Here is an 11844-nt window from a genome sequence, read left to right on the forward strand (position 1 = left end):
CGACGCCAGATGTCCCGAAAGTGGCTTTCGCGACACCGCCCCCGCGCGCGCTCAGGGGGCGAACGCTGCCTGGGCGTATCCCATGTGGACAGTCAGGGCGGTCGGATCTCGTCGGCCGCCCCCACCCGAAAGAACCAGGCGGCAGGCCGGGGATAACCCCGCGGCATGACCGGCTGACAGTGCCGCGCGCGGCGCGGGCGCACGCACGATGACCGGGCATCCTCCCCCGTAGAGAGAAGGCTCGTTCATGACCGTGCGGATTCGGTGGCAGGAGCCCTTGTGCACCGCGCTGCTCGCCACCACGATGATCGGCACCTGCCAGGCTCCGGCCACGGCTCAGCCGGCACCCGGCAGTGACGGGTATGTGCACGTTTCCCCCGACGGCACCGTCCTCGGCGCCGATCCTTACTACCCGAAGGACGGCAACGGCGGTTACGACGTCGACAAGTACTCGCTCGCGTTGGACTACTCGCCGTACTCGATGCTGTTGTACGGCAAGGCGACGATCACCGCGACGGCCACCCAGGACCTCAGCCGGTTCGACCTCGACCTGCGCGGCCTCACCGTGCGAACGGTCACCGTCGACGGGGTGCCTGCCACGTTCCGGCGCGCGGGTGAACACGAGCTGGTGATCACCCCGCGGACCGCGCTCGCCCAAGGCGCGCGGTTCACCGTGGTGGTCGGTTACGACGGACGCCCGGAGCCGATCGGCACGGCCCGTGGCCGCGTCGGCTGGCTGGGCACCCCCGGCGATTCCGCCGTCGCCACCGGTCAGCCGCGTTCGGCGATGACCTGGTTCCCTGTCAACGGTACCGAAGTCGACAAGGCGACCCTGCGCGTCTCCGTCACCGTCCTGGACGAATTCTCCGTGCTGGGCAACGGTTCGCAGGTCTCCGACGTTCCCGCCGGCGTCGGCAGGCACACCGTCACCTGGTCCGAGGACACCGCGCTCGCGCCGAGCACGGCGATGCTCGGCATCGGACGCTGGGAGGTCGAGAGGGTCACGCTTCCGGGTGGCCGGACCGCGATCAACGCCTACCACCCGTGCGCCGCCGACAAGCGGAAGATCGGCGGACGGCTGCCCGAGGTGCTGGAGTTCCTCGGCGGGAAGTTCGGCGACTATCCGCAATCAGCGGCGGGCGGGCTGTTCCTCGACCGCTCTCTCGGCTACACGCATGGCGCCCAGACCCGTCCGGTGTACGGCCGCACGGCCACCATCGCCGATCTGGTGTACGCCACCGCGTACCAATGGTGGGGAGCCGGCGTGAGCGGCAAGATGTGGCGCGACGCGCTGATGCCCGAGTCGATCGCGCAGTACGCGGTGTGGCTGTGGGACGAGACCAAGAACGGCGTCGACCTCGACAGGCGATACCGCGAAATGGTGGCCGAGGTGAGCGGTGACGCCGGTTTCTGGTCGCCCAAGCTCACCGATCCGGGCAAGGGAACCGAATTCGCCCCCACGACCAAGGCCGTGCTGATGGTGCACGCGCTGCGGCGGCTGATCGGCGATGACGGGTTCTTCCAGATCATGGCGGGTTTCCCGGTGATCAACCCGCAGGGAAACCAGAACTGGCACGATTTCGAGCTCTACGTCTCCGCGATGACACAACTCGACCTCGAAGCGTTCAACCACGCGTGGCTGGACGGCACGGTGCGGCCGCCGGACGATCTCCTCTATCCCGGGCCGCTGCGCCCTTCGCGGTGAAGCTCCCGCCCGGACGACGTGACCCGATCATCCGTCGTCCGGGCGGGTCCCCAGTTCGCCATGGGAATCCAGATATCCGGCGTAAACCGGCGACGTCCTCGCCTCGGCCCAGTACGCCTCGACGACGGCGGCGAGCAGTTCCGCCCGGCGCCCCGCCACGAAAGTCTCCCGGTTCCAGGCGAGAATATGCCTGCGGGGCAACACATTCCCGCGCAGCGGCCTGGTCACGATGCCGAGATTCCGCGGATCGCAGATCGGCTGCGACAGGCCGATCGCGCCGGACCGGACCACCAGGAGCGCCACCTGTTGCGAAGTCACCTGATGGGTGACCGACGGGCTGAAGCCGTATCGCGCGCAGGTGTCGGCGAAGTACTTCGTGAACGTGGCCGCCGACGAATCGGAGACCATCACCCACGATTCGTTTCGAAGTTCGCGCAGATCGACGACCTCCTGGCACGCCAGTGGATGCCCTTCCGGCAGCAGGACGAAAGTCGGCTCCGTGACCACCACCGCGGTGTCCACATTCGCGGGGATCTCGAGCTCGTAACCCGGATAATCCTTGACCAGCCCCAATTCCGCGCGCCGCTGGGACAGCAGCGGCAGCAGCCGCTCGGGGTGGTCGTCGTGGATGACCTGCACCTCGGCGACATCGGGCCACAACCGGTGCACCAGCGACGGCAGATGCGCCACCAGCGCGCTGGCCACCGACACCACCCGGACGACGTCGGGCGGGCCGCTGGGGCAGACGCGCTGCTCGATGTCTTCGAGCAGTTTGTCCAGCTGTGGCAGCAAAGCCGCTGTCCGGCGCAACAGAAGCTCGCCCATCGGCGTGGGTGACACACTGCCCTCCCGCCTGTCGAACAGCTGATATCCCAGCATGTTCTCCAGCCGTTTGAGTTGCGCGGACACCGCGGGCTGGGTGACACCGAGAGCGATCGCGGCACGGGAAAGGCTGCCCGTGTCCGCGATCGCCCGGATCACCCGCAGGTGGTGAACATCCAGCTGTACGACGTCGAACTCCTTTGTCACGTACGGGATTTCGCCCCGCCGGAAGAAGTCATCGCCGCGGAATCCGCCGCGGCCGTGGTCCGTCTGCCGAGAACAATATACAGGAGAAAGGCGCCGAAAACGGAATTCACCGTGGGAATTCCCCACGGCAGCCAGATACCCACCGCGGCCCCGGCCGCCCAGCAGATCAGCGCGACGGGAACCCAAGTCGGACAGGACGAGGGCAGCTCCCCGGACGCGCGAGTGGCCTCCAGATCGGGTTTCCAGCGCCGGACCACGTAGTACTCGGCGATCACCACTCCGGCCACCGGCGGCGTGAGCACGCCGACCCAGGTCAGGAAGGTGGTGAAATGATCGAGGATGCCGATCGCGGAGAGCACCGTGCCGAGACCGCCGAGCAGCAGGGTCGCGGTGGTGCGGTCGAGCCGGCGGGACAGCAGCACCTGCACGGTGTTCACCAGCCCGAGCGAGGACGAGTAGAGGTTCCAGTCGTTGATCTTCAGGATCGCGGTGACCAGGATCAGCGTGCCGAGCACACCGGACGACGAGGTGATGATCCCGACCACGTCGGCGCTTTTCGCCGCGTGTGCGAGCAGGACACCGATCAGGCCGATCAGGTACTGACCGAGGGTGATGCTGACGAGGGTCTGTTTCACCACGTCGGACGCGGTCCGGTTGAACCGGGTCATGTCCGGGGTCATGATCGCGCCCATGATGAACGCGCCCGCCACCAGCGTGGTGCCCTGTGCCAGCGACATCGCCGGTCCCGGCGGCTGCTCGGCCATCAACGCCGGCAGCGAATGGTCGCCCAGCGCGGTGACGATCGAATACCCCGCCAGCGCGAGGAAGGCGGGCACCGTCAGGTACGCCGTCCAAGCCATCGCGTGGAAGCCGAACACGACGATCGCGGTGACCAGCGCGCCGCCCGCGAGGGCCCACACCCACACCGGCGGGCCGCCCATCAAGGCGTGGAGACCGTGGGCGAACACGTCGTTCTGCACCCCGAACCAGCCCGCCAGGCTCAGCGTCATGAGCAGCCCGACCAGCGAGGAGCCGCCGGTGCCGAAGCCCGCCCAGCGGGCGAGCACCGACGTGGACAGCCCTTCCCGGGTGCCGGCGATGCCCATCAGGATCGTGATGATCTCCAGCAGCACCGAACCGATCGTGATGGCGAGAACGGCGTCCCAGAAGGTCATGCCGAACCCGAGTACCGCGCCGAGCAGGAACTGGTGGAACGAGGAAACCTGCCCGAACCGTTGCAGCGCGACGGAAACCCAGGAGTAGCGGCGTTCGGCGGGCACCCGGCGCAGGGAGAAGTCGTCGTGTTCCACGATCACTCCGCCCGTTCCGGGACGGCGTTCTCGAGGACGACGAAGCCCTGTCCGGGCAGCGGACGCCAGGAGAGTTCGCCGCGATAGAGCCGTTCGAGGAACGAAACCCGCTGGTGGTAGGCGAAAACCGAGCTTTCGACCCCGGCGACGGCCACGGTGCCGACGAACATCGGCAACTCGGCCAGGAAGTACCGGACAGCGCTGCGCAACTGGTCACGGTTGGGGTGTTCGCCTTCGGGCAGCCGCCGGTCCAGCACCCAGCCCGTGGCGCCGAGGCACTGCTCGGCGAACTCCGGATCGGTGGCGAACCGGTGGTGCGCCTCGGAAAGCAGGCCGAGGTACGCGCGATCGGCTTCGAGCGAGGCGGCGTCCAGGATCAAGGTGTGCGGATCCGACGGGCAGACCTGCTGCAACGCCCGGACGATCTTGTTGCGCGTGTAGTTGCCCTGCCGCTGCGCCTTCTGCGTGGCGCGGACGGGGTCGTAGCCGAGCGCTTCGAGGGTGAACGCGGACGGCCCGTCCGGGACGAAGAAATGAAAGCCCTGAAAGGCCGACATGGCCCAGCGGGCGAGATCGGCGATCCGTTCCACCGTGAAATAGCTGTTGAACGGGCTGACCCCGATGCAAACGTGCTCGGCTCGCGCCAGCGGATCGGTACAATGCTCGGTGAGCGGCAGTGGTCGCAGCAAGACGGCTCCTGATTCGCGTGATATGCGGGGAGAGACGCCGACCGAACGTAGCCACGGCCCGGCGGACCGGGTATTGCCAGTAAATATTGTCATCGGGTTATAGGAAATTACGGATCTCGACTTTCGGGGGTGCCGACGGGGCCGGAAGCGCGGTATACGAAGTCATGGAGATTCAGGTTCGGCATCTTCGCGTGATCTGTGAAATCGCTTCCTCCGGCAGCCTCAACCGTGCCGCGGCCGGACTGGGGCTCGGGCAGCCCGCGCTCAGCCACCAGTTGCGCCGGATCGAGCGGATGGTCGGCGGATCACTGTTCCACCGCGACCAGCACGGCGTGCGGCCCACCGAACTCGGCGCCCTGATCCTGCGGCGGGCGCGGGCGATCGTGCTCACCTTCGACGAACTGGAGCACGACTTCCACCGCCAGGAACCGGAGGTCGGCGAAGCGATCAGAATCGGCTGGAACGACAGCGCCATCACGGGTTCGCTGCTCGCCGGGCTTCGGGACCTGCGGCCGGGCGAACCGTTCCGCACGCGCGCGGACACCTCGCGCACGCGACTGCTCGCGCAGGTCGCGAATCGCGGCATCGACCTCGCGCTCATCATGATCTGCGGCGGGCGCGGACTGCCGGTGCCGCCGGAGGTGCGGACCATGACCCTGGTCAAGGAACCGTCGTTCGTCGCGGTGCCTTCCGAGCATCCGCTCGCCGACGTGGAGGAAATCGAACTCACCGAACTGGCCGGCGAGGACTGGATCGTGTCGAGTGGCGGCGACGGCTGCCGGGTGGTGTTCCGCGAAATGTGCCTCGCGCACGGTTTCGACCCCAGGATCACCCACGACGTGGACATCGACACCGCGCGGGAAGACCTGGTCAGCGGCGGATACGGCGTCGGGCTGGTGCAGCCGACGCGGCCGCCGTCGGACGGCCTGGTCATCCGCCCGCTCGCGGGCGCGCCGATGTGCGTGCGGCACATGCTCGCCTGGCGGGAGGACGGCCCGTGCGCGCCCGGCGTCCGGGAACTCGCGACCGAGGCGACGGCGGGCTATTGGCAACTGGCCGAACGGACGACGCCGTACCGGACCTGGCTGGACCGGCACGGGAGGCTGGCCGCCGGCTGACGGGCGAGTTGGCGTGGGTCGCGGTGTCCGTGAAGGACTCCTTGAGGGACCCAGGGTCCCTCAAAGCTCCCCTCACCCGACCCGGAACAACCCCTCCAGCCCCAGCAACCTCACCGGTCCCGGCGACGACGCGTGAAGCACCTCGTGAGTGACTGTTCGGGCGTCGGGGTTGACGATGTAGGAATCGGGACGTTGAGTGTCCTGATTCCTACATCGTCGCCCGGGGGTGCTCCGGTCACCCCTCGATAACCCTCCGACATGTCCAGGCGGCACTAGAGCGAGCCCCGGAGAACGGCCGACGATGGGAATCGTCAATCACGGTCGTGAAGAGAAGGGGCACCATGCTGCCGTTGATCTCTCGTACGGAACTGCTCTCCCGAATGGAGGCCGGATCCGTGATCGTCGTCGACACGATGCCGGTCACTTATTTCGAGAAGGAGCATCTCCCGGAGGCGCGCAACATTCCGGGATTCCCGTACGAACAGGCCGCCGAATTCACCGATCACCTGGCACCGACTGTCCTGCCGGACAAGGCGGCCGCGGTCGTCGTCTATTGCGCGAACACGCCTTGCCGCAACAGCGAATTCGTCGGACGGCGGCTGCTGGAGCTCGGCTACACGAACGTCCGCAAGTACCGCGAAGGCATCGAGGACTGGGTCTCGAACGGTTTGCCGACCGGTTCTTCGTCCTGAGTGGACTACCCCGCATCTAAGGAGAACGTCTTGTCCAAGTGCAAACGGTTCGTCTGTGTGCTGGCCGGTGTGCTGGCGCTCATCACCGGTTTCGGCTCCGGCGCCGCTTCCGCCGCACCGTCACCGATGGCCGAGAACGTGATGACGGTGACTTCGGCCAACTACGCCGAGGTCATGGACATCTCAAGGCAGAAGCTGGTCATCATGGACTTCGGCGCGACCTGGTGCCCGCCGTGCCGCCAGATGAAACCGGTCATCGAGCGGCTCGCCGGCGAGTACGGCGGCAAGTTCCTGCTCGGCGAGGTCGACGTCGACCAGAGCCGCGACCTGTCCACCCGGTACAACATCCGCTACCTCCCGACGCTCGTCGGCGTCCGCAACGCCGCCGAGCTGCCGTCCTCGCGGAACATCGGCTACCCGGGTGAGACGAAGCTGCGCGCCTGGATCGACGCTCAGCTGGCGAAGAAGGGCTGACCGATGACGTCGGAGAGAAACGCCTCGACGGCACCGAGGTAGGTCTCCGGCGCTTCGTCGTGCACCACGTGCCCGGCGCCTTGGACGACGATGTGCCGTCCGAGGCCGCCGGGCACGCGTGCGGCCAGCTCGGCCTGCTGGCCGTGCGGCATCGCCGTCCGCTCGCCTTCGATGGCGAGCAGGGGGCACTCGACCCGCTCGACGTACTCCCAGAAATCCCGCCGTCCCCATTCCGCGGCGATCTCGTACAGATCGGCGAGCGAGGCGATCAGGTGATAGCCGTCTTCCCGTTCTTCGACGCATTCGATGAAATAGTCGCCGGTGTCGCCGAAGAAGGCACGCACGTGGGCCAGTGACCGGAACGGGACCGGCCAGGATTCGAAGTAGCCGCGCCAGTCGTCGACGGTCCGCCCGCGCTGGTCCGGCGCGAAGTCCTCGCAGACCACGGCGCGGACGAGTTCGGGATGCGTGGCCGCGGTGACCCACGCGTGCAGGCCGCCCATCGAATGTCCGATCAGGACCGCGGGTTCGCCGAAGGTCCGCAGCACCTCGGCGACGTCGTCGGCGAACCGCTCGGTGCGCCAAGGCCCGCCGCGGGGCCCGCGTCCGTGTCCGCGCGCGTCGAGACCGAAGACACGCCCGTACGGTTCGAGCCTTCGCGCGACCCGCCACCACGTCGTCGCCCTGCCCATCAGGCCGTGCAGGAGGACGATCGGCGGCCCGTCACCGCCGAAAGTGATCAACCCGTCGCGCTGAATCACCACTAAGCTCTCCTCCATGCGCAGCCGTGTCCCCGCCGCCGGTCTGGTCTTGGGGGTCATCTGCGCCCTGATTATCGGTTGCAGTGCCGATCCTCCCCCGGCGGCGCCCCCACCGCCGCCGCCGATGAACCCGGCGCCAGGTGCTTCGGGTGCGGGCGACCCGTACTACCCGATGGACGGCAACGGCGGCTACGACGCGGTCGAGTACCAGGTCGGGATCACTTACGACCCCGCGAAAGGACGTCTCGACGGCGACACCACGGTGATCGCGAAAGCGACCCAGGACCTCAATCGGTACAACTTGGACTTACGCGGCTTGACGGTCCAATCCGTTGAAGTGGAGGGAAAACCGGCGAAGTTCGCGCGCGAAGGCGAGTTCGAACTGGTGGTGACCCCCGCCGAGCCGATCCGGAACGGGACCACGTTCCGCACGAAGGTCCTCTACGGCGGCGACCCATCGGCGACTCCCAAGGCGGGTGGCAGCGAGAACGGCTGGCAGAAGTCGAAGGACGGCGGCGCGTTCATCGTCGGCGAGCCGCATTCGGCGTCGTTCTGGTATCCCGTCAACGAAACCCCGCGCGACAAGGCGATGTTCACCCTCACCGCCCGGGTGCCGGACGGCTGGACCGTCATCTCGAACGGACGCGAGATCCAGAAGACCTCGGCGAACGGCTGGTCCACGACGTCCTGGCAGGAACGCACGCCCGTGGCGGCGTACCTGACCACGGTGGCAATCGACAAGTTCACCGTCGACAGGATGTCGCTCCCGGACGGGACACCACTGGTCAACGCGTACGCGCCGGGTGCGGAGGACAGGCGTGACGCCGGCAGGCGGCTGCCGGAGATCATCGGGTTCCTGACCTCGAAGTTCGGGCCGTACCCGATGGACGCGGCGGGCGGGATCTATCTCGACGAGGACATCCATTTCTCGCTGGAGACCCAGACCAGGCCGACCTACGCGAAATGGGCCGAGCTGATCACCGTGGTGCACGAAACCGCACACCAGTGGTTCGGCGATTCGGTGACGCTGAATTCTTGGTCCGACATCTGCCTCAACGAATGTCTCGCTTCGTACGCGCAATGGCTGTGGCAGGAATCGCGGGACAACGAGAACCTCGACGACCGCTACCGCGCCGCCCTCGAGATCATGCGGGGCAGCCCGGACTTCTGGACGCCGAAACTGGTCGGCATGGGCGCCGGGCAGGAGTTCCACGGCGTCTATGACAAGGGCATCCTGGCCATCCACGCGCTGCGGCGGAAAATCGGCGAAGGCGCGTTCGCCCGGCTGCTGAAGGAATGGCCGGCGGCGTACCGGAACGCGAACGCGTCTTGGGCGGATTTCGAGGCGTTCACGATCAAGCTTTCGGAACAGGACCTGCGGCCGTTCTTCGACGCCTGGTTCCACGGCACGGTGATCCCTCCGGACGCGGAACTCCTGCCCGGCACCCTGCGTGGCTAGGCATCCACCGCATTTAGTCCTCTGAATGCGGCGGGTGGCGGGCGAAGCCGTCCGTGATGGCCTCCTTGCCTACCCTCACGGTAGTGAAGGAGGCCTTCACGGAACGCCAGGTCGTCACAACCGCCCCAGGGGCCTCAGCGACCGCGTGGTGGCCGAGACCCGGGCACTTAGAGGACCAATGACCAGAAATCCACACACCCCTCACCTCGAGTGACACGAGACCGGCGCGTTCAGTCCTCTAAACGCGGTAGTCGGGCAGGTCGATCCCGCTCACCACGTCCCGCGTCTTCCGCGACGCCAGCGCGGCGATCGGTTTGAGCCGCATCACCCGCATCATCAGGTACCGCGTCCGCAACGCGGTCCGCGACTTCGCGAAGATCGCCTCCGCGTTGTCCCGCCCCATCTCCTGCGTCTTCTCGACGAACTCCCGCATGACGGTCTCGTAGCGTTTGAGGCCGGTATCGAGATCGGCGGCGAGCTCCCCGGCGAGGACGTACGCGCCGACGAACGCCAGGCTCGTGCCCTGTCCGGAGAGCGGCGAGGGGCAGAAAGCGGCGTCGCCCAGTAGCCCGATCCGGCCGCGCGACCAGGATTCCATGACCACCTGGGCGCACGAGTCGAAGTAGAAGTCGGGGGCTTCGGCCATCCGTTCCAGCAGCCAGGGCGCCTCCCACTCCATCCCGGCGGCGAACCCGCGGACCAGCGCCTTCTGCGCCTCGACGTCGCGATGGTCGTAGTCGACCTTCTCCGACGCGAACCCGAAGTAGGCCATCGCCTCGTCGCCGTCGCGAATCGCGCGGATCCCGGCGGACCGGCCGACGTCCTCGAAACCGACCGCCCAGTTCCGCAGGCCCAGCCGGTTCGGCACGGTGAAGAACGCCAGGTACGAGCCCAGATGCCGGACGAACCGGGACTCCTCGCCGAAGGCCAGCGCCCGCACGCCCGAATGCAGCCCGTCCGCCCCGATGACCACGTCGAACGTCTTCCGCGTACCACTCGCGAAGGTGACATCGACGCCGTCGGCCCGCTCGTCCAGCGCGGTGATCCGGTCGTCGAAGACGTACTCCGCCTTCTCCTTCGTCGCCTCGTACAGCACATCGGTCAGGTCGCCGCGGAGGATCTCGATCTCGGCGATGGGGCCGTCGCCGCCGAAGTCGTCGGCGCGGAGGGTGGCTTTAGGACGGTTCTTCCGGTCGACGAGCGTCTCGCCCTCGGTGTGCGTGCACGCCGCGCGGATGCGTTCGTCCAGGCCCATGCGGCGGGCGACCTCTCTGGCCGTTCCGCGCAGGTCGACGGCCTGACCGCCGGGGCGCAGCGAAGGCGCGCGCTCCACGACGGTCACCTGGAAGCCGTATCGCGTCAGCCAGAAGGCCAGCGCGGGGCCCGCGACGCTCGCACCGGAGACGAGGATCTTCGTGTCAGCCATTCTCGAGAAGGTCCCACGCATCACATCGCGGCGCAAAAGAGTTTCACCGTAGGGTGGACGGCATGGCTGTCGTGAAGATCAACGCGATCGAGGTCCCCGAAGGCGCAGGCCCCGAGCTGGAGAAGCGGTTCGCCGCGCGGCTGCACGCCGTCGACAACCAGCCCGGCTTCCTCGGTTTCGAACTGCTCCGCCCGGTCTCCGGCGAAAGCCGCTACTTCGTCTACACGAAGTGGGAGTCCGAAGAGGCGTACCAGGCGTGGGCGTCCGGCCCGGCGCGTGAGGCGCACGCGGGCGAGCGCGCGAAGCCGGTCTCCAGCGGGGCGAACCTGCTGGAATTCGAGGTCGTCCAGGCTTCGAAGCCGGGTGAGTGAACTCGAAAGAGCCGCGGAACTGATCGACGGCGCCGGCGCGCTGCTCGTCTGCGCCGGTGCCGGGATGGGCGTCGACTCCGGCCTGCCCGATTTCCGGGGCGACGAGGGTTTCTGGAAGGCGTATCCGCCGTACGAGCGGCTGGGCGTCAGCTTCGTCGAGCTCGCCGACCCGCGGCATTTCGCCGAAGACCCCGAGCTGGCCTGGGGTTTCTACGGGCACCGGCTCGCGCTGTACCGCGCCACCGTCCCGCATGAGGGGTTCCGGATCCTGCGGTCCTGGGGCTCGCGCAAACCCGGCGGCGTGCGCGCGTTCACGTCCAATGTGGACGGACAGTTCCAGAAGGCGGGCTACCTGGACGTGACCGAAGCGCACGGGTCCATCCACCACCTGCAGTGCTTCGCCCGGTGCACCGGCGAAATCTGGCCGTCCGACGGCGTCGACGTCCCGATCGACGAGGACACGATGCGCGCGGCGGCCCCGCTGCCTTCATGCCCGCGCTGCGGCGGCCTCGCGCGCCCCAACATCCTGATGTTCGGCGACTACGACTGGCTCGGGCAGCGCAGCCAGTCCCAGCTCGACGAGCTGACGGCGTGGCGCCGCGCGCATCGCGACCTCGTGGTGGTGGAACTCGGTGCCGGGCAGGCCGTGCCGACGGTGCGGCGCTACTCGGAGCTGGCCAGCGCCGCGACAGGTGCCCTGGTGCGGATCAACCCGCGTGAGCCTCGGATCCGGCACGACCGCGGCGTTTCGCTGGCGAGCAACGGCCTCGAAACCCTCGAGGCGCTGGACGCCCTGCTCGGCTAGGCCGG

Annotated in this window: 12 protein-coding genes; 7 read left to right on the plus strand and 5 right to left on the minus strand. The window is 67.8% G+C overall.

All coding sequences use genetic code 11. The features are described from left to right. Nucleotides 1-247 precede the first annotated feature (247 nt). Nucleotides 248-1705 (plus strand): M1 family metallopeptidase, encoded by a 1458-nt coding sequence (locus tag HDA45_RS17470; RefSeq protein WP_184896635.1) that lies wholly within the window; start codon nt 248-250, stop codon nt 1703-1705. A gap of 27 nt (nt 1706-1732) precedes the next feature. On the opposite strand, the gene HDA45_RS17475 is transcribed toward HDA45_RS17470, so the two are convergent. Genes HDA45_RS17475 through HDA45_RS17485 form a run of 3 tightly spaced genes read right to left on the minus strand, consistent with a single transcriptional unit; the run spans nt 1733 to nt 4733 of the window. Continuing rightward, nucleotides 1733-2734: a LysR family transcriptional regulator gene (locus tag HDA45_RS17475; protein WP_184896637.1), complete on the minus strand. Its 1002-nt coding sequence runs from the start codon at nt 2732-2734 to the stop codon at nt 1733-1735. Then, nucleotides 2731-4044: a cytosine permease gene (locus tag HDA45_RS17480; RefSeq protein WP_184896638.1), complete on the minus strand. Its 1314-nt coding sequence runs from the start codon at nt 4042-4044 to the stop codon at nt 2731-2733. Before HDA45_RS17480 ends, HDA45_RS17475 begins: the two co-directional genes overlap by 4 nt. A 2-nt stretch (nt 4045-4046) precedes the next feature. Beyond that, a complete protein-coding gene (locus tag HDA45_RS17485) occupies nt 4047-4733 on the minus strand; it encodes a tRNA-dependent cyclodipeptide synthase (protein WP_184896640.1) in 687 nt (228 codons plus the stop codon). Between the two features lie 164 nt (nt 4734-4897). On the opposite strand from HDA45_RS17485, the gene HDA45_RS17490 reads away from it, so the two are divergent. From HDA45_RS17490 to HDA45_RS17500, 3 genes are all read left to right on the plus strand, one after another. Further along, on the plus strand, nt 4898-5851 hold the full coding sequence (locus HDA45_RS17490) for a LysR family transcriptional regulator (RefSeq protein WP_184896642.1): 954 nt from the start codon (nt 4898-4900) through the stop codon (nt 5849-5851). 341 nt (nt 5852-6192) lie between these two features. Further along, entirely contained in the window at nt 6193-6543 is a 351-nt protein-coding gene (locus HDA45_RS17495) for a rhodanese-like domain-containing protein (RefSeq protein WP_184896644.1), read from the plus strand. A 30-nt stretch (nt 6544-6573) separates the two neighbouring features. Further along, nucleotides 6574-7017, plus strand: coding sequence for a thioredoxin family protein (locus HDA45_RS17500; RefSeq protein WP_184896646.1), 444 nt, complete (start codon nt 6574-6576; stop codon nt 7015-7017). On the opposite strand, the gene HDA45_RS17505 is transcribed toward HDA45_RS17500, so the two are convergent. Beyond that, nucleotides 6996-7781 (minus strand): alpha/beta fold hydrolase, encoded by a 786-nt coding sequence (locus tag HDA45_RS17505; protein WP_343072090.1) that lies wholly within the window; start codon nt 7779-7781, stop codon nt 6996-6998. The two genes, HDA45_RS17500 and HDA45_RS17505, sit on opposite strands and share 22 nt — an antisense overlap. A 13-nt stretch (nt 7782-7794) precedes the next feature. Here HDA45_RS17505 and HDA45_RS17510 point away from each other — a divergent pair, with 13 nt between their 5' ends. Further along, nucleotides 7795-9237 (plus strand): M1 family metallopeptidase, encoded by a 1443-nt coding sequence (locus tag HDA45_RS17510; protein WP_343072091.1) that lies wholly within the window; start codon nt 7795-7797, stop codon nt 9235-9237. A 238-nt stretch (nt 9238-9475) separates the two neighbouring features. On the opposite strand, the gene HDA45_RS17515 is transcribed toward HDA45_RS17510, so the two are convergent. After that, nucleotides 9476-10663, minus strand: a complete 1188-nt coding sequence (locus HDA45_RS17515; RefSeq protein WP_246480734.1) for an FAD-dependent monooxygenase — start codon at nt 10661-10663, stop codon at nt 9476-9478. Nucleotides 10664-10725: 62 nt separating this feature from the next. Here HDA45_RS17515 and HDA45_RS17520 point away from each other — a divergent pair, with 62 nt between their 5' ends. Then, nucleotides 10726-11034, plus strand: coding sequence for an antibiotic biosynthesis monooxygenase family protein (locus tag HDA45_RS17520; RefSeq protein WP_005165349.1), 309 nt, complete (start codon nt 10726-10728; stop codon nt 11032-11034). Next, on the plus strand, nt 11027-11839 hold the full coding sequence (locus HDA45_RS17525; protein WP_184896652.1) for a Sir2 family NAD-dependent protein deacetylase: 813 nt from the start codon (nt 11027-11029) through the stop codon (nt 11837-11839). The genes HDA45_RS17520 and HDA45_RS17525 overlap by 8 nt, the downstream gene beginning before the upstream one ends. Nucleotides 11840-11844: the final 5 nt, after the last annotated feature.

Origin of the sequence: Amycolatopsis umgeniensis (genome assembly GCF_014205155.1) — a bacterium.
GTDB lineage: Bacteria > Actinomycetota > Actinomycetes > Mycobacteriales > Pseudonocardiaceae > Amycolatopsis > Amycolatopsis umgeniensis.

Coding starts and splice junctions, on each gene's coding strand:
- HDA45_RS17495 (WP_184896644.1), top strand. CDS start 6,193: ATGCTGCCGTTGATCTCTCGTACGGAACTGCTCTCCCGAATGGAGGCC.
- HDA45_RS17520 (WP_005165349.1), top strand. CDS start 10,726: ATGGCTGTCGTGAAGATCAACGCGATCGAGGTCCCCGAAGGCGCAGGC.
- HDA45_RS17490 (WP_184896642.1), top strand. CDS start 4,898: ATGGAGATTCAGGTTCGGCATCTTCGCGTGATCTGTGAAATCGCTTCC.
- HDA45_RS17510 (WP_343072091.1), top strand. CDS start 7,795: ATGCGCAGCCGTGTCCCCGCCGCCGGTCTGGTCTTGGGGGTCATCTGC.
- HDA45_RS17470 (WP_184896635.1), top strand. CDS start 248: ATGACCGTGCGGATTCGGTGGCAGGAGCCCTTGTGCACCGCGCTGCTC.
- HDA45_RS17515 (WP_246480734.1), bottom strand. CDS start 10,663: ATGGCTGACACGAAGATCCTCGTCTCCGGTGCGAGCGTCGCGGGCCCC.